The organism is Bacteroides togonis (assembly GCF_900130135.1).
In the GTDB taxonomy this organism is placed as follows: Bacteria; Bacteroidota; Bacteroidia; order Bacteroidales; family Bacteroidaceae; genus Bacteroides; species Bacteroides pullorum.
The window spans coordinates 417583-439929 of sequence record NZ_LT670820.1; the positions used below are offsets into that span (position 1 = coordinate 417583).

At 57.3% G+C, this 22347-nt stretch carries 17 protein-coding genes; 16 read left to right on the top strand and 1 reads right to left on the bottom strand.

Annotation, left to right across the window (positions count from 1 at the left end; all coding sequences use genetic code 11):
• Positions 1-39: 39 nt before the first annotated feature.
• From BQ8005_RS01895 to BQ8005_RS01965, 16 genes are all read left to right on the top strand, one after another.
• Positions 40-1344: an ABC transporter permease gene (locus BQ8005_RS01895; protein WP_075318839.1), complete on the top strand. Its 1305-nt coding sequence runs from the start codon at positions 40-42 to the stop codon at positions 1342-1344.
• Positions 1345-1350: 6 nt separating this feature from the next.
• The gene (locus BQ8005_RS01900) at positions 1351-2661 is read left to right on the top strand and encodes an ABC transporter permease (protein ID WP_075316853.1); all 1311 of its coding nucleotides are present in this window, start codon (positions 1351-1353) and stop codon (positions 2659-2661) included.
• 493 nt (positions 2662-3154) lie between these two features.
• The gene (locus BQ8005_RS01905) at positions 3155-4468 is read left to right on the top strand and encodes an ABC transporter permease (RefSeq protein WP_075318840.1); all 1314 of its coding nucleotides are present in this window, start codon (positions 3155-3157) and stop codon (positions 4466-4468) included.
• Between the two features lie 153 nt (positions 4469-4621).
• Positions 4622-5926, top strand: a complete 1305-nt coding sequence (locus BQ8005_RS01910; RefSeq protein ID WP_075316854.1) for an ABC transporter permease — start codon at positions 4622-4624, stop codon at positions 5924-5926.
• Positions 5927-6079: 153 nt separating this feature from the next.
• Positions 6080-6745: an ABC transporter ATP-binding protein gene (locus tag BQ8005_RS01915; RefSeq protein WP_075316855.1), complete on the top strand. Its 666-nt coding sequence runs from the start codon at positions 6080-6082 to the stop codon at positions 6743-6745.
• Between the two features lie 30 nt (positions 6746-6775).
• Positions 6776-7402, top strand: a complete 627-nt coding sequence (locus tag BQ8005_RS01920) for a GIN domain-containing protein (protein WP_075316856.1) — start codon at positions 6776-6778, stop codon at positions 7400-7402.
• Between the two features lie 83 nt (positions 7403-7485).
• On the top strand, positions 7486-8778 hold the full coding sequence (locus tag BQ8005_RS01925; RefSeq protein WP_075316857.1) for an ABC transporter permease: 1293 nt from the start codon (positions 7486-7488) through the stop codon (positions 8776-8778).
• 27 nt (positions 8779-8805) lie between these two features.
• Positions 8806-10062: an ABC transporter permease gene (locus tag BQ8005_RS01930; protein ID WP_075316858.1), complete on the top strand. Its 1257-nt coding sequence runs from the start codon at positions 8806-8808 to the stop codon at positions 10060-10062.
• Positions 10063-10098: 36 nt separating this feature from the next.
• Complete coding sequence (locus BQ8005_RS01935; RefSeq protein WP_075316859.1) at positions 10099-11382, top strand: ABC transporter permease; 1284 nt, start codon at positions 10099-10101, stop codon at positions 11380-11382.
• Positions 11383-11669: 287 nt separating this feature from the next.
• On the top strand, positions 11670-12149 hold the full coding sequence (locus tag BQ8005_RS17845; RefSeq protein WP_317044823.1) for a hypothetical protein: 480 nt from the start codon (positions 11670-11672) through the stop codon (positions 12147-12149).
• A 13-nt stretch (positions 12150-12162) separates the two neighbouring features.
• Positions 12163-12837 (top strand): ABC transporter permease, encoded by a 675-nt coding sequence (locus BQ8005_RS17850; protein WP_317044824.1) that lies wholly within the window; start codon positions 12163-12165, stop codon positions 12835-12837.
• A gap of 30 nt (positions 12838-12867) precedes the next feature.
• Positions 12868-14217 (top strand): ABC transporter permease, encoded by a 1350-nt coding sequence (locus BQ8005_RS01945; protein WP_075316860.1) that lies wholly within the window; start codon positions 12868-12870, stop codon positions 14215-14217.
• Positions 14218-14219: 2 nt separating this feature from the next.
• Entirely contained in the window at positions 14220-15473 is a 1254-nt protein-coding gene (locus BQ8005_RS01950; RefSeq protein WP_075316861.1) for an ABC transporter permease, read from the top strand.
• Positions 15474-15509: 36 nt separating this feature from the next.
• A complete protein-coding gene (locus BQ8005_RS01955) occupies positions 15510-17000 on the top strand; it encodes a TolC family protein (RefSeq protein ID WP_111936048.1) in 1491 nt (496 codons plus the stop codon).
• A 39-nt stretch (positions 17001-17039) separates the two neighbouring features.
• On the top strand, positions 17040-18392 hold the full coding sequence (locus BQ8005_RS01960; RefSeq protein WP_021846963.1) for a sigma-54-dependent transcriptional regulator: 1353 nt from the start codon (positions 17040-17042) through the stop codon (positions 18390-18392).
• Between the two features lie 12 nt (positions 18393-18404).
• Positions 18405-19727 (top strand): sensor histidine kinase, encoded by a 1323-nt coding sequence (locus tag BQ8005_RS01965; RefSeq protein ID WP_075316862.1) that lies wholly within the window; start codon positions 18405-18407, stop codon positions 19725-19727.
• Positions 19728-19812: 85 nt separating this feature from the next.
• Here BQ8005_RS01965 and BQ8005_RS01970 read toward each other — a convergent pair whose 3' ends face one another.
• On the bottom strand, positions 19813-22260 hold the full coding sequence (locus BQ8005_RS01970; protein ID WP_075316863.1) for a TonB-dependent receptor: 2448 nt from the start codon (positions 22258-22260) through the stop codon (positions 19813-19815).
• Positions 22261-22347 lie beyond the last annotated feature (87 nt).

Consider the following 22347-nt stretch of genomic DNA (forward strand, 5'->3'; position numbering starts at 1 on the left):
AAACAATGGGAATGGAACAAACTAAAAGTACATACAGATATGCTGAAAAACTACTTTAAACAAGCCTGGACCCTGATGCGGCAGAACCGCCTCTTTACAGGCATCTATGTGGTGGGCACGGGCCTGTCCATTGCGCTGGTGATGACACTGTTCATCATCTTCTACGTCAAGTTCGGCCCCGTCTATCCCGAGTATAACCGCGACCGCACGCTGGTGTTGAAGCCGATAAAGCGCTACCCGAAGGACAAGCCCGAGAGCTGGACCATCAACGGTGGCGTGGCCTATTATGTCGTGGACCAGATGCTGCCGGGGTTGCCTCATGTGGAGCAGGTGGCGGGCAGTGTGATTGATTTTTGGGGAGATTATCAGGTGTCTGCCACAGACGTAAAGCCCTTCAAAGCTACTCCCCGTTTTGCCAACGGCGCTTTCTGGAAAGTCTTTTCCTTCCGTTTTGTTGACGGCCAGCCATTCACGCAGGAAGATGTGGAGGCCAAGGCGCAAGTGGCCGTCATCGGTGAGTCGCTGGCCAAGCGGTTGTTTGCCGCCGTCGAGGGAGTGACGGGCAGGCACTTCGCCTTCAACGGGCGCGACTACCGCGTGTGTGGCGTGGTGCGGGATGTTTCCAATGCCACACCCGAAACGGCAGGCGACCTGTGGCTGCCCTTGCTCAATGCGCAGTATATCTCCAAGGAGCTGGACAGGCAGGGATTGCTGGGCAATGTGTTTGTATCGCTGCTGGTGGACGATGCGGAGAACTTCGAAACCGTGCGCAGCGAGGTGCAGGATGTGTTCCGACGCTATACCCTGCAGGACAAGGACTATGAATACGACGTGATGGGGCAGCCCGATCCTTACTGGCTCAGCACATTCCGCCAAGATGTGGATAAAACACCCGATACCATGGAACTGGCCAAGGGCTTCCTCTATATCCTGCTGGCCCTGCTCTTCATCCCTGCCTTGAACCTGAGCGGCATGATTTCCTCGCGTATGGACAGCCGCATTGCCGAGCTGGGCATCCGCAAGGCCTACGGGGCTACGCGCCGCCGCCTGCTGGAGCAGGTGCTCTGCGAGAACCTGTTGCTCACGTTGCTGGGCGGTCTGGCAGGCCTGTTGTTCTCCTACCTGATTGTGTTGACGGCCAGCGACTGGATTCTGACGCTGTTCGACAAGAACATCTACGATACTTCGCTCTCCACGTCGCTCACGCCCGAGATGCTGTTCAATCCCGCCGTGTTCGGCTGCGCGCTGGCCGTGTGTGTGGTGCTCAATGTGGTGTCGGCCCTTGTGCCCGCGCTGGGGGCGATGCGCCACCCGATTATGGAATCGTTGAATACGAAAAGATAAAATCTCATGCTTCAAACCATCTTACACCAACTATGGAACCAGCGTCGTCAGAACGGCTGGATATTCCTGGAACTGCTGGTCGTCAGTTTCTTCCTTTGGACCGTCATCGACCCTATCTATGTATTGACCGCCAACCATGCCATCGACCGTGGCTACGACCCCGAGGGGCTTTACGTGGTGAACATCGGCATGTACGACGAGACGAACGGCAACTTCGACCCCGACATGGCTTCCGACTCGATGAATCTGGTGGCCTACACACGCCTTGCCCGCATCGTACGCGAGCAGCCCGAGGTGGAATGCTGGGCCATTGCCGGTAATCAAAGTTTCCCTTGTAGCAACTCGTGGAGCGGTAATCAAATCTATGCCGATACCGCCTCTTTGCACAAAAGGGAAGGTTTCGTACATGCCCAGACTTATAGTTTTGTGGCAACCGATGGCAGCAATATGCTTCATACCTATGGCATGAAGGATGCCCGTACGGGTGGTGACATCCGGCTGCCTGAACAGGTGGAGGACAAGGCATTCATCTCCGAGCGGCTGGCCCTACTGCTCTTCGGCACGGCCGATGCCGTGGGGAAGAAGGTGTACCAGAGCGACGAGCCGTTGGAGGTGGCGGGCGTGTTCCGCGACTTCAAGCACCGCGACTACGAGCAGCCTTATCCGCTCATTGTCACCATGTACAGCGAAATGTATGGAAGTCCGTATATGCCGTGGTGGTACAATTTTGTCATCCGTCTGAAGCCGGGTGTGGACGTATCGGCCTTCAAGCAGCGTTTCCAGCAGGAAGTGGCGCCGCAGCTCTCCGTAGGCAACTTCTACTTCGACAGCCTGAAGGAGTTTTCGGAGCTGAGCGAGGACTATGCCATGAAGAGTGGTGTCACCAACAAGCTCCGCTTGCAATATGCCCTGACGGGTTTCGCCCTGCTCTGCATCTTCCTGGGCATGGTGGGCACCTTCTGGATACGCAGCAACGCCCGTCGCGGCGAGATTGGGGTGATGCGCAGCATGGGCGCTTCGCAGGGGTGCATCGTGCGGCAGTTCCTCATCGAGGCCTGGCTGTTGCTGACGGTGGCCTTCGTGCTGGTCATTCCATTCCTGCTCTATCATGCCCATGTCAACGGCCTGTACATGGTAGAGATGGGGAGTTATTTTGTGCCCAATCCCGCCTACGGGCAAAACCGTTTCGGCTTCCACTTCACCGTGGTACTGGCACTCAGTTACGTTGTTCTGATGCTGATAGCGCTGGTCGGAACGTATGTCCCTGTGCGCCGTGCGGCCCGTACGCTGCCGGTAGAGGCGTTGAGGGATGAATAAAGCCTCAGCCCCGAAGCAAGGGGAAGCGGCAGGCCGAAACTCGGGAGTTTCTACCCGTCAACCGTGGTAAACGGGGCAAAACTCGGGAAAGTCGCCCGAAAACCGTGGTAAATGGCACGAAACTCGGGAGTTTCTGCCCGTCAACCGTGGTAAACGGGGCAAAACTCGGGAAAGTCGCCCGACAACCGTGGTAAACGGTACGAAACTCGGGAGTTTCTGCCCGTCAACCGCGGTAAACGGGGCAAAACTCGGGAAAGTCGCCCGAAAACCGCGGTAAACGGCTCGAAACTCGGGAGTTTCTGCCCGACAACCGCGGTGGATGCGGAGGCTGGACCGAATGGATGATGGATTTTGAGGGGCGTCGGCTGGCGACACTTCGTCTGACAGCCCCGCACGATAAAGGATATATTATAGAATGTAACAAATAAAATGACCGCCCTATCCTTCCCCCATCCTTTTGGGAGAGGGGTCGGGGATGAGGCTTTTGATGATTATGCTAAAGACCTATTTCAAACAAGCCCTTGCGTTGTCCAGGCAGAACTGCCTGTTCAGTACGCTCTACATTGCCGGCACGGGGCTGGCTATCGCCATGACGGTTGTGATGGCGCTGGTTTATTACGTGAAGCTGGCACCTGTGTATCCCGAGGAGAACCGGGAAAATACGTTGTATCTGACTCATGCCAGTTTTCGTTCGGAGGGATATACCGTTCAGGCTGGACTGTCGTTTCAGGCTGTGCAGGAGTGGATGTATCCGTTAAAGAACGTAGAGGCAGTTTCTGCCATTGTGGACTATGGCATGGATGAATCCTTTTACATACAGCCTACCGATTTGAGCGGTGACTTTAAAGTGGCTTTAAAGCTTACAGATCCAGCCTTTTTCCGCATCTACTCATTCCGCTTTTTGGAAGGAAATCCTTTCACCGATTCCGATTTGGCAAGTGGCATCCATACGGCTGTGATCTCCGATGACCTGGCGCGTCGTCTGTTCGGTACGACCCAAAATGTTGTCGGACGTTCGTTTTCGTTGGATTATGTCAACTATCGTGTGTGCGGTGTGGTATGCGGTGCCAGCTATCTCACCTCGAAGTCGTATGCTCAGGTCTATTTGCCTTATTCGGTTTTCGGAAATTATACGAAACCGTATTCAGACAAGTTCCCGTATAGTGGCATTTTCTCCGTCACTTTTCTTGTGAAGGACAAGGCACAGGCTGATGCTTTGCGGGCAGAAATCAGAGACCTGACGAGGCGGGTGAACCTGCAGTACAAGGATCAGTGGCAGCTGGAGTTGTGGAAGCAGCCAACTTCGCACTGGCTCAGTGTTTTCCAAAGTCATCCATCGGATGCAGGTTTCAATCCTTGGAAGACGGCGGGTTATCTGATCGTCGTGGTACTGGTGTTGCTATTGGTGCCTGCCCTCAACCTGAGCGGACTTATTGCCAGTCGTATGGAGAGCCGCTTGCCCGAGATGGGAGTGCGTAAGTCGTTTGGCGCAGGACGCAACATACTGCTTTCGCAGGTGATGTGGGAAAACTTCTTTCTGACACTGACAGGTGGTCTGCTGGGATTGGTATTGGCATGGATCGTTGTCTATGTAGGACGTGAATGGGTTTTCACGTTGCTCGACCAGTGGCCTGAAGTTGTGCCGCAGGGTGTCGATGCCTATGTATCGGGCGAGATGCTTTTTGCACCTGCCGTCTTTGGCATCGCTTTCCTGCTCTGCCTGGCACTGAACCTTCTGTCGGCCCTTCTGCCGGCGTGGCTGTCGCTCCGCAAACCGATTGTTTATTCGCTGTATGAAAAAAGATAATTATTTAATGAAGAATGAAGAATTAAGAATGAAGAATTGCCATGCGGATGCTGACATTGACATTCCTCATTCGTATAAATTCTTCATTCCTCATTTCTATAAATTCCTCATTCGTATAAATTCTTCATTTTTCATTCTTCATTCTTCATTCTTATGTTTACCCTTATCTTGAAAACCCTATGGGCCCGTCGCCGCCGCAACGGCTGGCTGTTGGCCGAACTGATACTGGTCGCTGTCCTTTCGTGGAGCATCTTCGACCCCGTCATTGTGGTGACCTACGACCGTCACCTTCCGCTTGGCTACGATGCCCACCGCCTCTGCATGGTGTCCGTCGGTATGTTGCAACCGCAGGCGCCGGGCTATGATGCCCAGGCTACCGACTCTGCTTCGCTGATGCAGGCGTATCTGAATATCGTGGAACGTGCCCGCCAGCATCCCGATGTAGAGCAGGCCACTCCCGTACTTTCTTTCATATATCCCGGTTCGCAAGGAAGCAGTACTTCCACCCTGATGGCAGAAGGTGATACAGTGGGACTCGACCTTATGTATGTTGAGTTTCTGCCACATACCCATTTCTTTGAAACATTCGGCTTCAGGCCCGTGCAGGGCAGCATGACGCCCGAAGAATTGTCGGACCATACGTATGGCGGGATGAATGTTGTATTGAGTGAGTATGCACAGGAAGCCTTGTTTCACACCCGTGTTTACAACAAGAATCTGCGTTGCTGGATGACGAACGAGACGGATACGATCTATTTGCCCGTTGTCGTAGGTGCGGTAGGAACTTTCAAGTACACCAATGACTGGCGTCCTGTTCCTGTCGCCTTCGAGCCGATATTGCATCCCGATATTCTTTCCAGTGTGAACGATATGCACGTAGTCATCCGTTTGAAGGAGGGTGTCAGCATGGACCGCTTCCTGCATGAGTTCCGTCCTTGGATGGTTCGCCAGATGCGGGTTGGTAACCTTTATGCACGCGATTTGCAGTCGTACGACAGCATCAACCGGATCAGTGAGTTTGGTACTGCGACGTCACTCTATCGCCGCAACCTGAGTATAGCCCTGTTCTTCCTTGTCAACCTCTGTTTAGGTGTTGTCGGTACCTTCTGGCTACAGACCCGTACACGGCGCGAGGAGGTAGGCATCATGCTGTCCTACGGTGCTACGCCGCGCCGCATCCGGCTCCAGTTGCTGGGCGAAGGTGTGGTGCTCACGACGATAGCTACCCTGATAGGCTGCTTCCTCTACCTGCAATACGGGCTCAGCGAGGGACTGAGCAAGGGCAGCGCCTGGATGAAGAGCACCATGCCCTGCTGGGTGGACCACTTCGGGCAGCACTTCGCCATCGTGTCGCTCATCATCTACCTCATTCTGCTGGTTGTGGTGCTGGTGGGTATTTACATCCCGGCCCGCCGCATCAGCAGCATTCCGCCTACCGAGGCGTTGAGAGACGAGTGAAATCGTACGCTAAAAACGGACAGGGTGTTCATTTTCGGACACCCTTCTTTTTGCTAAAATACAGATAATCAGTGATGCGTGATTTTGGCACGACTTTTGAGTTAAGTTCACCACAGAGAATACAATAACTATAAACAACATACAATTATGGACATGATCAAATTAACAGGTATCAACAAGATTTACCGTACAGACGAGATTGAGACACAGGCATTGGAGAACGTGAACCTGACTGTAGAGCAGGGGGAATTCCTCAGCATCATGGGACCTTCGGGTTGTGGCAAGTCCACGTTGCTCAACATCATGGGGCTGCTCGACACACCCACCAGCGGCACCATCGAAATAGCCGGTACCCGCGTGGAGGGTATGAAAGATAAGGAACTGGCTGCTTTCCGTAACCAGAACCTGGGCTTCGTCTTCCAGTCGTTCCATCTGATCAACTCGCTTAACGTGATAGACAATGTGGAGCTTCCGTTGCTCTACCGTAAGGTCTCTGCCAAGGAACGTCGTCGTCTGGCCGAAGAGGTGCTGCGGAAGGTAGGGCTCAGCCATCGTATGCGCCACATGCCCACGCAGCTTTCCGGCGGTCAATGTCAGCGCGTAGCCATCGCCCGCGCCATCATCGGCAATCCTGAAATCATCCTCGCCGACGAGCCGACAGGTAACCTGGACTCAAAGATGGGTGCCGAGGTCATGGACTTGTTGCATCAGTTGAACGAAGAAGACAAGCGTACCATCGTCATGGTGACGCACAACGAAGACCAGGCCAAGCAGACGAGCCGCACGGTGCGCTTCTTTGACGGCCGTCAGGTGGGATGAAGGATTGGTAGAACAGAAACAGACACGGATATGAAAACAAACATCATAGGAATCATGATTGCACTGGTGCTGGCATTTGCCGCGGCAGTAGGCGCATGGGCGCAGGACGAGAAGGTGAGCGAGGTGCGCAAGGTGGACGATTTCTCTTCCATCAAGATAACGTCGGTGGCCAATGTCATTTTCACGCAGGGCGACCGGTATTCGCTCCGCCTGGAGGGCAAGGAGAAATGGGTGAAGCTTACCACCACCGAGGTGAAAGGCGGTTGCCTGATCATCGCTTTCAAGAAGGGGGAGAAGAGATCTGTCAAGAACATTGACGGCCTGAAGCTCTATGTCACCGCTCCTACGCTGGAGGCGGTTGAGCTGACCGGCGTAGGCAGCCTGGAGTGTAAGGAGCCTTTGAAGCTGGACGACTTCACGCTTCGCATCAACGGCGTAGGCTCTGCCGAAGTGGCCGACCTGACCTGCCGCCGCTTCACCGTCAGCCTGAACGGAGTGGGCGATGCCGAGGTGAACGTCGATTGCGACTACCTGAAAGCACGCATGGGCGGCGTAGGCAGCCTGGAATTGAGGGGAAGTGCCGATGAGGCCGACATATCGCGCAGCGGCATCGGCAGTGTGAATACGAAACGATTAAAAATTAAGAATGAAGAATGAGGAATGAAGAATTGGCTCTTCCTATGCCACCTTTCTTATTCATTAAATTCTTCATTCTTCATTCATAATTCTTCATTAAAAAGATGATCAAGCAATATTTCCAACAAGCCTGGGCGCAGCTCCGCCAGCAGCCGCTTATCAGCGGGGTGACGGTGGCTGGTACAGCCCTTTCCATCTTCCTCATCATGCTGGTGGTGATGATGCAACAGGTGCAGGTCGAACCTTTTGCGCCTGAAAGCAACCGCGACCGCTTCCTGCACGTGAAGTGGGGCAGCATCGCCAACGAAACGTGGGGTGACAGCAACAGCAACGGTCCGTGGAGCGCAGCTTCGCTGAAAGAAATCTACGGCAAGCTGACGACGCCCGAGGCCGTCACCGTCTATGTGGTCTATTCTTTGCCCAAGCCGGTCAGCCTGCCCGGCCAGCCCACTACGGCGGTCGATGTGCGCGAGACGGACAGCCAGTTCTGGACGGTGTTCGACTTCGCCTTTACCGACGGTAAGCCTTTCGACCAGGCTACGTTCGATGCCGGCAGGCCGGTGGCCGTTATCACCGAAAGCGTGGCGCGCCTGCTGTTCGGCACGACGAAGGCCGTGGGAAAAGAATTCCTGCTGGCTCATGCGCCCTATCGGGTGTGCGGCGTGGTGAAGGACGTATCGACGCTGGCCGAAACGGCCTATGCGCAGGTGTGGATTCCCTATACCTCGACCGACCAGGTGAACAACACGTGGGAGCACGGCGTGATGGGCGACATGAGCTGCACCATCCTGGCCCGCGACCGCAGCGACTTCCCCGCCATCCGTGAGGAGGCTGCCCGGCGGTTGGACGAATTCAATAAGGTGATAGGCGAGAACGGCTATCGAATCATCAACCGCAACCGTCCCTACGACCAGGAGAAGAACGCCCTGACATCCGGCGCCAATGTGGAGCCGGATGTGACGGCTGCCCGCCGGACCCGTTTCATCATCTTCCTCATCCTGCTCATCGTGCCTGCCATCAACCTGAGCAGCATGACGCAGAGCCGTCTGCGCCGTCGCGTGGCGGAAATCGGGGTGCGCCGTGCCTTTGGCTGCACGCGCATGGAACTGCTGGGGCAGATACTGGGCGAGAACTTCATCGTCACCTTGCTGGCAGGTGTGCTGGGGCTGATAATCAGCTTTCTCTTTGCCTTCCTGCTGGGCGATACCCTCTTTGTGCAGGACTGGACTACTGCGCTCAATCCGCCCGTGGTCGATGCCTCCATCCTGATACATGCCTCCACTTTCGGCTGGGCGTTGCTCTTCTGCTTCGTGCTCAACCTGCTCAGCACCGGCATTCCCGCCTGGCGGGCGTCGCGGATGAATATCGTGGAGGCGATTAACGGCAAGGCACAGTGATGTGAATGTATAAAATAGGATTACATTATGAACAAGAAACTATTTACCCAAATACGCAACGAGTGGCGCAGCAACCTGTGGCTGGCGCTGGAGTTGCTGGTGGTGAGCGTGGTGATGTGGTACATCATCGACCTGCTCTACTGCCGCCTGGCCACCTATATGGAGCCGCGCGGCTTCGATACGGAGCACTGCTACCTGATAACCATGGGCGTGCTCACCGACAAGAGTCCCGACTATACCCCCTATAGCGATACCCACAAACAGACCGACGAAGTGCGCGAGCTGGTGGAACGCCTGCGCCGCCGCCCCGAGGTGGAAGCGGTCAGCCTGTCGCAAAATTCCTATCCTTATAATGGTAGCAACGGTTCTGCGGAAGTGGATTACGACACGCTTCATGCGCCCCGCTGGACCATCCGCCGCATTGTGACGCCCGACTTCGTACGCGTGTTCCGTTACCGGGGAACGCGTGGCGAGACGCCCGAGCAGCTGGCTGAAATATTGGAGCGGGGTGACTTCCTGGCTTCGGACAACCTGTATCGCAAGTACAGCGTCCCGATGACGTCGCTGGTAGGCAAGAAGGAATTCTATCTGTTCGGGGACACAACCCAGACGTTTCGCCTGGGCGCCGTCTTGCAGAATGTGCGCTACGACGACTTCAGTCAGGCACGTTCCAGCTATTCCATGGTGTTCAACATGAACCTGCTGGACGAAGGGTGGTGGAACGCCGACCGCGAGCTTTGCGTCCGCGTCCGTGCCGACCGTGACCAGAACTTTATGGAGAACCTGAAGGCCGACAGCGAGAAGCAGTTCCGCATCGGTAATCTCTACATCAGCGACATCAAAAGCTTCAAGGACATCCGCCACAGCTTCCAGCAAGGCGAGACCAGCGAGATGCGCAACTTGGTTGTGGGCATGGGCTTCCTGCTGCTCAACATCTTCCTGGGGCTGCTCGGCACGTTCTGGTTCCGCACGCAGCAACGGCGCGGCGAGATTGCCCTGCACAAGGCGATGGGCGCCACGGACGGTGCGGTGTTCGGCCGCCTGATGAGCGAAGGCATGTTCTTGCTGCTGATCGTCACCGTGCCTGCCGTCATTATCGACGTCCTATTGGCCCACTTCGAACTGAACTCCTGGCGCAACGGCACTACGCTGGAGTGGCCGCGCCTGCTGTTCTGCGTCGCCGCTACGTTTGTCCTTATCGCCGCCATGATCGGTATCGGCATCGGACTCCCAGCCCGGAGGGCGATGCGGGTGCAGCCGGCGGAGGCGTTGCACGATGAGTAAGGCCTCTAACTATTAACCGTTAATCACTCGCTGAACATGATACGATTCTATATTCAACAAGCTATTTATCACCTGCGCGAGAATCCCGTCGTCAGCTGGATCTCCGTGCTGGGCACGGCGCTGTCCATCTGCATGATCATGGTGATCGTCATCACCCTGCGCGTGCGGACGGCGGATTGCGAGCCGGAAGTGAACCGCAGCCGCTCGCTCTACGTGCCCAACATGTCCTACCGTGCCAAGGGCGACCTGAGCGGCAGCTCCGCCAACTCGAGCATGTCGGTGCAGACCGGGCGCGAATGCTTCAAGGCGCTGACTACGGCCGAGGCTGTCACCCTGGCGTCGAAACCCGGCAAGGTGCGCGTTTCGCTGCCTGCCGGTGCCAAGCTGTCGGCCGACATGGTGCAGACCGACGAGGACTTCTGGCAGGTTTTCCAGTTCCGCTTCCTCGACGGAAAGCCCTTCACGGAGGCCGACGTGAGCAGCGGACTGCCCCGCGCCGTCATCGCCGCTTCGGTGGCGCGCCGCCTGTTCGGGCGGACGGACGTCAGCGGGCAGCACGTGGAGCTGAACCACGTGGACTTCCATGTGTGCGGCGTGGTGGCCGACGTCTCCATGCTGGCCACCGACGCCTACGCCCAAGTGTGGATCCCTTATACGGCCGGCAACGCGGAGGCCAACTCGTGGGGCTACAACCTGATGGGGCCGATGCGCGCTGTCATCCTGGCCCGCAGCCGGGCGGACTTCCCCGCCATCCGCGAGGAGTGCGAGCGCCTGCGACAGAAGTACAACGACGCGCAGGAGGGCGTGGAGGTGTTCTACCGCGGCCAGCCCGACACGCAGTTCACCCACCTCTACCGCACGTGGAGCCAGGAGCCCGACGTGCAGGGCGTGGTGCTGCGCTACGTCGTGGTGATGCTCATCCTGCTCATCTTGCCTGCCATCAACCTCTCGAGCATGACCCTCTCGCGGATGCGCCGGCGGATGGCGGAAATCGGAGTGCGCAAGGCCTTCGGCGCCACGGCGAACGAACTGATGCGGCAGGTCTTCCTGGAGAACCTGCTGCTGACCTGCCTGGCGGGCCTGCTGGGGCTGGCGCTGAGCTACGCCGCCACCTTCGTGCTGAACGGCTTCCTCTTCGGCAACTCTACCAACGCCTACTTCGCGGGCGAGACCAGCCTGACGGCGGGCGCCCTGCTCAGCCCCTGGATTTTCCTGGCGGCCTTCCTCTTCTGCCTGCTGATGAACCTGCTCAGCGCAGGCATCCCCGCCTGGCGCGCCTCGCGGATGAACATCGTGGAGGCCATCAACGGGAAGCGGTAGGCGGACAGGCCGAAACTCGGGAGTTTCTACCCGTCAACCGTGGTGGATGGGGCAAAACTCCCGAGTTTCGCCCGAAAACCGTGGTGGACGAGGCAAAACTCGGGAGTTTCTGCCCGTCAACCGTGGTAAACGGGGCAAAACTCGGGAGTTTCTGCCCGTCAACCGTGGTAAACGGGGCAAAACCCGGGAGTTTCCGCCCGACAACCGCGGCGGACGCGGAGACTTGACAGAATGGATTACTAATTTTCCCCCTCCCCACGGCGGGAGGGGGGCGAACGAAAGAAACGATGATGAAAAAACTCTTTACTCAACTGCGAAACGAATGGCGCGGCAACTTTTTCCTCGCGCTGGAACTGCTGGTGGTCTTCGTGGTGCTGTGGTACATCGTGGACTGGTGCTGCGTGACGGCGCGCGTCTACTTCGCCCCGATGGGCTTCGACACGCGTCACTGCTACTGCCTGATGGTGAACCGCCTGACGCCGAACTCCGCCCTCTACACGCCCGGCCGCACCGTGGGCGACGACATGGACGACCTGCTGGAGATAGCCGAGCGCCTGCGCCACCGTCCCGGCGTGGAGGCGGTGGCCATCTCGCAGAACTGCATCCCCTACGGCGACGGCAGCAACGGCATTGAGGCCTTCGTGGACACGGTGCCCGTCTACGCCATGCTTCGCCTGACGCAGCCCGACTACATGCGCCTGTTCCGCATTCGCGGCGTGGCCGTGCAGGGCGCCGACGGGCGTGTCCTTGTGGAAGCCGGACACTGATAACAGCCTGCGTGTGGCGGGCGTTGCCGAGCCCATGCGCTGGAGCCACTTCACGACCGCCGACCAGTGGGGCGGGCCCTTCCTGGCGACGGACTTCCCGCGCGAGGTGATGGTGGAGTACGAGAACCCCGCCTACCTGCAACTGAGCGTGCGCGTCACGCCCGAGGCCGACCATGGCTTCGCCGAGACGCTCATGGCCGAGGCCGACCGCCTCTACCGCGTAGGCAACGTCTACGTGCTCGACGTCCTCTCGTTCGACCAGCTGCAGCACATCGAGGAGCTGGAAGACGTCAACGAAGTCAAGACGCAGCTCTGCATCCTGGGCTTCCTGCTGCTGAACATCTTCCTGGGCGTGGTCGGCACCTTCTGGTTCCGCACGCAGCACCGCCGTCAGGAGGTGGCGCTCCGCATGGCGATGGGCAGCACGCGGCGGGGCATCTTCGTGCGACTGATTACCGAAGGGCTTTTGCTGCTGACGCTGGCTGCTGTGCCTGCCACGGTTATTGCCTTGAACATTGGCGTGGCCGAATTGGTGGACGTCAATAGGTTGCCTTTCGATACTCTGCGTTTCGTGCTCGCCCTCGCGCTCTCGTGGCTGCTGATGGCGCTGATGATTGTCGTGGGCGTGTGCTATCCCGCTCGCCGCGCCATGCAAGTTCAGCCCGCCGAGGCGCTGCACGACGAGTAATCATGAATCTCTGATAAACCGCTTTTTGACATGAAACATTCTTTGTTACATAACCTGCGTTCGTTCTTCCGCCTGCTGGGCCAGCACCGCTTCTACACGGCGGTGTGCGTGGTGGGCACGGCGGTGACCATCGCCTTCGTCATGGTAGTGGTCATGGTCTACGACTTCCGCACGGCGGACGTGGCTCCTGAAACCCGACGCAGCCGCGTGATCTACAACTACGGCACCCAATGCATGCGTCCCGATGGTTCGAACATGTGGGGCTACCGCGCCTTGGGACCGACGGCCTTTGCCGCCTTCTTCGACAACCTGCCCGGCGTGGACGAGCTGACGTGGCATGGCGGACTGAGCAAAGCGGTCTGTGCTTTACCCGCTTCGTCCGACCGTCAGTCGGTGATGCTGCGTCCCGTGGCTGCCAACTGGTTCGATTTCTTCCGCTACGACTTCGTGGCGGGCCGTCCCTTTACACAGGCTGAATACGATGCCGGTCGCGCCGCTTTCGAGCAGGCCGATGACGAGTGGCGGCTCGTCCGCAATCGTGAGGACGGCGTGGTGCGGCGTTTCATTGTCATCAGCGAGCGCCTGGCACGCCAGCTGTACGGCGGAGCCGCCGAGGCGGTGGGCAAGCAGCTGTTGCTGGACTTTCAGGAGGCTCGTGTGGTGGGCGTGGTGGCCGACGTCAGCTCCATCTTCCAGACCGCCTACGCCGATGTCTGGGAACCTTTCACCCTGATGAACGAGGACAACCTCGATCCGAATCTCGCCACCGCGGGCTTGATAGGGTTCCGTTACGCCGTCCTCCACCTTTCGCCCGGCACATCGGCGGCCGCCGTCCGCGCCGAGGTGGACCGCCGCCTGGCACAGCTCAACAGTCAGGGCCTGGAATACATTCTGAAGGATCCGAAGCTCTATACGCATACGGAATACACTTTTTTCCGCGACGGTAACATCAGTGCGGGACTGGTCTACGTCTTGCTGCTGGTAGTGTTGCTGGTCGTTCCCGCGGTGGGCATCTCGGGGTTGGTCCATGCCCAGATGCAGAGCCGCCTGGGCGAGATTGCCATCCGCAAGGCGTATGGTGCTTCGAATGCCAACATCATCGGCCACCTCTTCATCGAGAGTCTGGGCACCACGCTGATAGGTGGCGTGCTGGGCTACGCCCTGTCGTGTGTCTTGGTCGTGGCGGGTGGCACGTGGCTGTTCGGCACGGGTGGTGTCGAGTTGCAGGGCATTGTGCTAGGAAGCGACCTGCTGCTGCGTCCGTCGTTGTTCTTGGCGGTGCTGGCGGCGTGCCTCGTCTTCAATGCGCTGTCCACCCTGCTCCCGGCCTGGATGGCGGTGCATCGCAGTATTTCGTACACATTAACCGGAGGAGAATAAACATGTGGAGACAATTGTTCAATCAGATATGGAATCAGCGCCGCGCCAACGCCTGGCTGTGGACGGAGCTGTGCATCGTGACCATACTGTTGTGGTATGGCATCGATCTGGTCTATAATTACGAAGGGGCGGCCTGGCAGTCCAAGGGGTATGACACCTCGTGCGTCTTCGACCTGACGGTGGCAACGAAGCCCCTGGAGGTCATCAACGACGCCGACAACCGGCGGGCGGGCGAGGACTTCACCTACTTGTATAACTTGATCAAGGATTATCCCGGCGTGGAGGCCGTCTGCGCCTACCATGGCAGCATTCCCTATACGGACGACGCCATGTTCGAGGGTTATGCACCGCACAGCGACTCGACGCACGTGGTGCACAGCTACATTCGCTACGTTACGCCCTCCTACTTCGATGTGTTTCGTCTGAAGCCTTTGGCCGGGCAGCCCGACGAGGCGCACTGGTCGCCTGCCGAATATCCCATGCCGGTATGGATGAGTGCCGACCTGGCCGATTCGCTGTTTCATCTGCCCAATGTGGCCGACGCCGTGGGTAAGACCTGCTTTAACCCTTACTTCTTGAAGTCGGCCCGCCCGCAGACCAATTATCGTGTGGCAGCCGTCCTGCCCCGCCACAAGCTGAGCGACTACGAACGCTACGAGCCGTTCATCTATCTGCCTGCCCAGAAGGCGCTCTTCTGGCAGAACGTGGCGATACGTGTCGCGCCCGACCAGGTGGCCGGTTTCGCCGAGCGTTTCCGCCGCGACATGCAGCCGGTGTTCGACCGTGGCATCTTCTACCTGAACACCATTCGTTCGTACGACGACATGAAGGCGGCTTACGACGTGCAGCAGGGTACGGTGAACTACCTGAACACGGTCTATGCCGTGGCGGCCTTCTTCCTGTTCAACGTCTTCCTGTGCGTCTTTGCCACATTTTGGTACCGCACGCGCAAGCGCCGTTGCGAGGTGGCACTCCGCATGGCGATGGGCAGCAGCCGCCGGTCGGTGATGGCCTATTTCCTGTTGGAGGGTCTTCTGCTCCTGTTGATGACTGCCGTGCCCGCCTTGGTCATCGCTTTCAATATCCAGTTGGCCGACCTGACCGTTCACACGCTGATGGATGCGACGGGCGGACGTTTTGTGGGTTGCTTTGGCTTGGCACTGTTACTGATGGCACTGATTATCATGGCCGGCATCTGGTATCCGGCCCGTCAGGCCATGAAGATACAGCCCGCCGAGGCGCTGCACGATGAATAACTTTAGCTAACGATTAATAGTATATATGATATGAGAATGAAATTCTATTTTCTGTTGATGACATGGGTGCCGCTGGCATCTTTCGCCGCCGCTCCTGCTGCTGCCGACAGTGTGCATCATCGTCCCATCACGCTGGATGAGGCTATCCTGCTGGCTCGCGTGCAGAGTGTGGATGCTGCTGTGGCCCTGAACGAACTGAAAACCGCCTACTGGGAGTACCGCACCTTCCGTGCCGACTTGCTGCCGGAAGTGAACCTGACGGCTACCCTGCCTTCGTATAACAAGAGCTATAACTCCTACCAGCAGGACGACGGTTCGTACACCTTCGTGCGTAACAACTACATGCAGATGAGCGGCCAGCTCTCTATCGACCAGAATATCTGGCTGACGGGCGGTACGCTCTCGCTGAACACGTCGCTCGACTTCCTGCGCCAGATGGACGGTACCGTGGGCAATCGCTTCATGTCCGTGCCCCTGGCCCTGACGCTGAATCAGCCTATCTTCGGCGTGAATACCATCAAGTGGGACCGCCGTATCGAGCCCGTGCGCTACGCCGAGGCCAAGGCAGCTTTCCTCAGTGCTACCGAAGAAGTTACGATGACTACCATCAATCATTTCTTCAACCTCTTGCTGGCTCGCGAGAACGTCAACATCGCCCGTCAGAACCTGGCCAACGCCGAGAAGCTTCACGAGGTGGCGAAGGCCAAGCGCCGCATGGGACAGATCAGCGAGAACGATCTGCTGCAGCTGGAGCTGAACGTGCTCGATGCCCGCTCCACGCTGACTTCGAACGAAAGCTCGCTGAAGAGCAACATGTTCGCCCTGCGCTCGTTCCTGGCCCTGGGCGAGGACGAGGAGTTGGAACCTGTGGTACCCGACTCCGTGCCTGATGTCCTGCTCAACTATGACGAGGTGCTGGACAAGGCTTTGAAAAACAATTCTTTTGCCCACAACATCCGCCGCCGTCAGTTGGAGGCCGATTACGAGGTAGCCAAGGCAAAGGGCAACATGCGCGAAATCACCCTCTTCGCTCAGGTGGGCTTTACGGGTACGGACAATCGCTTCGACAGTGCCTATCGCCGTCTGAAAGACAATCAGGTGGTGGAGGTGGGCTTTAAGATACCCATTCTGGACTGGGGCAAGCGTCGCGGTCAGGTGAAGGTGGCACAGAGCAACCGCGAGGTGACCGAGAGCAAGTTGCGCCAGGAGTCGATGAACTTCAACCAGAACATCTTCATCCTGGTGGAGCAGTTCAACAACCAGCAGGCCCAGCTCCACCTGGCCGACGAAGCCGACCGTATCGCCCGCAAGCGTTACCACACCAACGTGGAGACTTTCCTCATCGGCAAAATCTCCACCCTCGACCTGAACGACTCACAGACACAGAAGGATGAGGCGCGTCGCAAGCACATCACCGAGCTGTTCTACTACTGGTACTATTACTACCAGCTGCGCAGCCTGACGTTGTGGGATTTTGTTGCCGGCACGGGTATCGATGCTGACTTCGACAAGATTGTGCGCCGATGAGGCGGTGGTTCGCAGAATAATGTTTACTTTTGCGCCATTATGATACTAATTGTAGACGACGACAGTGCCATCCGTTCTTCGCTCAGCTTCATGCTTAAGCGGGCGAAGTACGAGGTGAAGGCGGTCTCCGGTCCCAAGGAGGCCATCGAGGCGGTGCGTTCCACCACGCCGCAACTCATTCTGATGGATATGAATTTCAGCCTCTCCACCAACGGTCAGGAGGGGTTGACCTTGTTGAAGCAAGTCAAGTTGTTCTGCCCCCAGACGCCTGTGATTTTGATGACGGCATGGGGCAGCATTCCCCTGGCCGTGCAGGGCATGCAGGCAGGTGCCTTCGACTTCATCACCAAGCCGTGGAACAACGCGGCCCTGATGCAGCGCATCGAGACAGCCCTTGAACTAACGGCAGGAGGACAGGAAGCCGACGAGCCCCTGACGGACAATGACGGCTTTGACCGCAGCCACATCATCGGGCGCAGCAAGGCGTTGATGGACGTGCTGGCCACGGTAAAGCGCGTGGCACGGACGAACGCCTCCATCTTGGTGACGGGCGAGAGCGGTACGGGCAAGGAGTTGATAGCCGAGGCGGTGCATCGCAATAGTCCTCGACGTGGCAAGCCTTTTGTCAAGGTCAACCTAGGCGGTGTGTCGCAGACGTTGTTCGAGAGCGAGATGTTCGGCCACAAGAAGGGTGCTTTCACCGATGCTGTGTCCGACCGTAAGGGACGCTTCGAACTGGCCGACAAGGGTACCATCTTCCTTGACGAAATCGGTGAGCTCGACCTATCGTGCCAGGTGAAGCTCCTGCGTGTGCTTCAGGAACAGACCTTCGAGCCTTTGGGTGACAGTCAGCCTCGCAAGGTGGATGTCCGCGTGGTTTGTGCCACCAACGCCGACCTGGAGCAGATGGTGCGTGAGCATACCTTCCGCGAAGACCTTTTCTATCGCATCAACCTGATAACGGTTCACTTGCCAGCTTTGCGTGAACGGCGTGAAGACATCCCTCTGCTGGCCCGCCATTTTATAGAAAAACGTTGCCAGACTGATGGTTTCGCACCCGTCCGCCTGACTGACGATGCTTTGGACTACCTGAGCAGCCTGCCCTATCCGGGTAATATTCGCGAACTGAAGAACTTTGTGGAGCGGACGTTGCTGGTATGTGGCAAGGAGGTGTTGACGGCAGACGACTTCAAGCAGCAGTACCACCCCACAAGTGCACCGCAGACCGTTTCTCTGCAAGGCATGACGCTCGAGGAGATGGAGCGGCAAACCATCCTTCAGGCTCTCGAAAAGCATGGGAACAACCTTTCGCAGGTGGCCCAAGCCTTGGGCATCAGCCGTGCGGCACTCTATCGCCGTCTGGAGAAATACGGTATCAGCACCAACGATTAATCCTGCTGTGCCATGCGACTGAAAACCTTGTTCTTCCTCTTGGCCCTGCTGCTGATTGTGGTGTGGGGCATTCTGCTTATGCTGGCGCTTGAGTCGGGAAAGACCTTGTTCTACGTGGGCGAGGGAGTGACTACGCTCAGCCTGATAGTGTTGGTCTATTTCTATCGCAAGCTGGTGATGCCCCTCAACAGTATTGCCAACGGTATCGACCTGCTACGCGAGCAGGACTTCAGCAGCCGCCTCTCTAAAGTGGGGCAGACGGAGGCCGATCGCATTGTGACCATGTTCAACGGCATGATGGACCAGCTGAAGAACGAACGCCTGCGCCTGCGTGAACAGAACCATTTCCTCGACCTGCTCATCAGCGTGTCGCCGATGGGCGTTGTCATTCTCGACTTCGACGGCAAGGTGTCGATGCTGAATGCCGCCGCACTCCGTTTCTTGGGCTATACGTCGCAGACCGATTTGATTGGCAAAAACTTCAGTGCGCTTGATGCTCCGCTGGCAGAAGAAATCAACCGGCTGGACAAGGATTCTACCGATACCATTCGCCTGAACGACTCCATGATTTATCGCTGCTCGCGCCTTTCGTTTGTCGATCGTGGCTTCCCCCATCCGTTTATCCTCATCGAGAGTCTGACGTCGGAAGTGGTGAAGGCGGAAAAGAAAGCATATGAGAAAGTGATTCGTATGATAGCCCACGAGGTGAACAACACGACGGCGGGTATCACATCCACACTAGAGACCGTTAATGAAGCGCTGGAGGAGATGGACGACACCGCCGACCTACGCGACGTGATGAAGGTCTGTGTGGAGCGTTGCTATGGCATGAGCCGCTTCATCACCAACTTCGCCAACGTGGTGAAGATACCCGACCCGCAACTGGAGCAGGTGCGCCTGAACGATCGCGTGTCTGCCTGCAAGCGGTTTATGGAGACCATCTGCCGCGACCGCGACATCACCCTGCACAATGAATTGTGTGCAGACAATCCTTTGGTGTGGATGGATACTGTCCTCTTCGAACAGGTACTGGTGAATATCATCAAGAATGCGGCGGAAAGCATCGGCCGGTCGGGCGACATTTACATTCGCACGTCGGCCTCACCTGCCGTCTTGGAAGTGGCAGATACAGGTGCAGGCATCTCACGCGAGGTGGAGGCGAAATTGTTCAGTCCCTTCTTCTCTACCAAGCCCAACGGACAGGGCATCGGACTTATCTTCATCCGCGAAGTGCTCAGCAAGCATGGCTGTACGTTCTCGCTTCGCACCTGGCCCGACGGGCTGACACGTTTCCGCATCAATTTCCCTGAAAAGAAAGCTGGTGAAACATTATAAAATTTTCCCAGTTAAGAAATGGTTTTTTCTTAACTGGGAAAAAATAAATCCTTGACTGGGGAAGAAAAAGACCAGGCAGGGGACATCAGAAGCGGCAACGCAGGTCGATGCCTACCTGTATGGGACGTCCCATCTGGGCAAAGCCGCGACTCATGGTTTCGAACCAGAAGGCCTGATAGCGCTTGTTCAGTGCATTGTCCACCCACAGGGCAATCTGCCCGTTGCCTTTATTGAGACTCAACCGTCCGTTCAGCGTGCCGTAGAGGGCCTGGCTGGCATTGTTTGCCTCCGTCCAGTAGATGCGGCCTGCAGCCTTATAGTGGGCGTCGAGGGTGATGTCGTCCAGCCATGCGCCTGCCTTCATCGCAAAAATGTATTGACCACCCACGTTGAACGTGTGCTTGGGAACGAAAGGCACATATTTCCCGTTATAATTCACTTCGTTGCTCACCACGTAGTCGGTAAATGTGGCGTACGTATAGCCATAACTACCGCTCAGGCTTAAGGCATCGGTCAGTTGGGCACGCAGGGCGGCTTCGGCACCCAGACTGCGACTCTTTCCGGCGTTGACGGTGATGCGTCCCAGTCCGCTGGCGGCGAAGCGCGAAATCTGCTGGTCGTGCGTGTCCATGTAGAAGGCTGCAAGGTCGGCCTGCAGGCGGCCGTCGCAGAGGGTCAGATGAGAGCCTACCTCGTAGTTCCATGAGTATTCGGGGCGGTAGAGCGTGGCCTCCTGCACGTTTGTCTCGGTCTTCTGTGCCATGCCGTTCAGTATGCCGATGATTTGCTGCTTGGTAGCGTCGTCAATCATGCCCACGCCTTCGATGACAGGGATGGTGGCTTGGGCCACATCGCTCATGTTGGCACTGCGCATGTCGGTCTTGAGCAGGTCGCTGAACATCTGTATGTTGTAACCTCCCGAACGATAGCCTTTGGAGACGGTGGCATAGACGTTGTTACGGCGGTCGAAGTCGTATTGCAGGGAGAATTTGGGCAGCAGCTGGATGTAGTCATGTGTCAGGCTGCCACGATAGGACAAGTTCTGCTCGAAGGTTGTTTCCTTGACCATTGGGATGGTCATGCCCATGGGTTTCAGCTCGCCGCTTAGTGAATAGGTGTGGGTGTAGCTGCATCCTGTGTTATAGTCTAGCTTCAGGCGTTCGTAGTCCATGCGCAGGCCGACGGTAAACGACAGGCCTTCGGCGCCGAAGAGGTCGTTGAAGGTGGACTGGTGGAAGAGGGCTGTGTTCAGCACAGGCGTCTTGAACGCCCCGCCGATGGGTAGGGTGCTGCCGCCGATGAGGTCGCTGAAGACAAACTGCATCGTCATGGGACCTTGCGAGATGGTGGGCAGGTATTTGTTGGCGTTGTCGTTGGTCAGGGCGTTGAGCCATGCCAGGCCGTCTTCGTGGAAGGTGACGGGCGCGTCGGTATCGAGCCACTGGTAGAAGGCGCTGGCGCCTGTGGCCCACTGCCAGCGGCGGCCGGGTTTGGACTTCAGCACCAGTTCCTGGCTTACGGTCTTGGAGTTCTGCTTCTGCATCATGGTGTAGATGTTTTGTTCCGTGAAGTCTTGGTCCAGGTCCATGTGGTCGTCCAGAAACTGAAAGCCCGTCACGCTGCTCAGGATGAAGTTGTCGGTCTGATGCTCCAGGTTGAGGCCGCCGTTCAGCAGGTTGCGCCTGTAGCCGCTCTTGTGGTTGTAGGCGATGCGGCCGATGTAGTCGGCACGGTCTTCCTCGCCCTCGGTCACGCCGGTATATTCATACGGGTATCCGCCCTGGTTGGTATATTCATAGTTCAGAGTGAAATCCAGCTTCAGGTTCTCCTTGGGCAGGTAGATGGCACGGAAGCGGCCGCCGAATTCGTCGTCCTTGTCCACGCGCTCGTTCAGGTAAGAGTTCTTGAAGAAGCCACCCTTGTGTTCGTAGAAGAAGTTGGCGGAGAAGGCAAACTGGGGGCTGATGCGGTGGTAGTGGCTGACGCTGGCCTTATAGTTGTTGTAGGTGGCGGCACTCAGTGTGAGGTCCGTCCCCTGATAGGTGAAGGGTGACTTGGTGAAGACACGTATCAGTCCGCCCATCGTGTTGCGTCCGTATAGTGTACCTTGCGGGCCGCGCATCACGTCGATACGCTCGATGTCGGAGTAATTGAAGTCGAAGGCCGACTTGTCGATGAAGGGGATATTGTCCACGTAGAGGCCCACGGCCGGCGTGTTGATGCGCGAGCCGATGCCACGCACATAGACCGAGGTTGTCAGTTTCGAGCCATAGTCGGGTATAAAGAGGTTGGGCACCAGTGACGACAGGCTCTTGACCGAGCGGACGGCATTACCCCGCATGTCGGCCTGCGAGAAAGAAGTGGCCGAGAGGGCTTGCTGGCGCAGGCGGCTGTTTTCCTTGGGCGTGGCGATGACCACCACTTCTTCGATGTCCACTACTTTGGTAGAGTCTTTGGGGGCTTCTTCGCCCCAGGCTGTCTGCGTTACTCCGACGGTCAGCAACGCGAGGAAGGTCCAAACAGATTTCTTCATTGCAGTCTTATTTTTTCGGCCGCAAAGTAAGGGCAAATCCACGGAACGTGCAATCCTCACTTATGAGGAAATCGAGAGGAGAAAAAG

Excerpts from the sequence above, each read along its gene's own strand:
- BQ8005_RS01895 (WP_075318839.1), top strand. The coding sequence starts at position 40 with ATGCTGAAAAACTACTTTAAACAAGCCTGGACCCTGATGCGGCAGAAC.
- BQ8005_RS01900 (WP_075316853.1), top strand. The coding sequence starts at position 1,351 with ATGCTTCAAACCATCTTACACCAACTATGGAACCAGCGTCGTCAGAAC.
- BQ8005_RS01905 (WP_075318840.1), top strand. The coding sequence starts at position 3,155 with ATGCTAAAGACCTATTTCAAACAAGCCCTTGCGTTGTCCAGGCAGAAC.
- BQ8005_RS01910 (WP_075316854.1), top strand. The coding sequence starts at position 4,622 with ATGTTTACCCTTATCTTGAAAACCCTATGGGCCCGTCGCCGCCGCAAC.
- BQ8005_RS01915 (WP_075316855.1), top strand. The coding sequence starts at position 6,080 with ATGATCAAATTAACAGGTATCAACAAGATTTACCGTACAGACGAGATT.
- BQ8005_RS01920 (WP_075316856.1), top strand. The coding sequence starts at position 6,776 with ATGAAAACAAACATCATAGGAATCATGATTGCACTGGTGCTGGCATTT.
- BQ8005_RS01925 (WP_075316857.1), top strand. The coding sequence starts at position 7,486 with ATGATCAAGCAATATTTCCAACAAGCCTGGGCGCAGCTCCGCCAGCAG.
- BQ8005_RS01930 (WP_075316858.1), top strand. The coding sequence starts at position 8,806 with ATGAACAAGAAACTATTTACCCAAATACGCAACGAGTGGCGCAGCAAC.
- BQ8005_RS01935 (WP_075316859.1), top strand. The coding sequence starts at position 10,099 with ATGATACGATTCTATATTCAACAAGCTATTTATCACCTGCGCGAGAAT.
- BQ8005_RS17845 (WP_317044823.1), top strand. The coding sequence starts at position 11,670 with ATGATGAAAAAACTCTTTACTCAACTGCGAAACGAATGGCGCGGCAAC.
- BQ8005_RS01945 (WP_075316860.1), top strand. The coding sequence starts at position 12,868 with ATGAAACATTCTTTGTTACATAACCTGCGTTCGTTCTTCCGCCTGCTG.
- BQ8005_RS01950 (WP_075316861.1), top strand. The coding sequence starts at position 14,220 with ATGTGGAGACAATTGTTCAATCAGATATGGAATCAGCGCCGCGCCAAC.
- BQ8005_RS01955 (WP_111936048.1), top strand. The coding sequence starts at position 15,510 with ATGAAATTCTATTTTCTGTTGATGACATGGGTGCCGCTGGCATCTTTC.
- BQ8005_RS01960 (WP_021846963.1), top strand. The coding sequence starts at position 17,040 with ATGATACTAATTGTAGACGACGACAGTGCCATCCGTTCTTCGCTCAGC.
- BQ8005_RS01965 (WP_075316862.1), top strand. The coding sequence starts at position 18,405 with ATGCGACTGAAAACCTTGTTCTTCCTCTTGGCCCTGCTGCTGATTGTG.
- BQ8005_RS01970 (WP_075316863.1), bottom strand. The coding sequence starts at position 22,260 with ATGAAGAAATCTGTTTGGACCTTCCTCGCGTTGCTGACCGTCGGAGTA.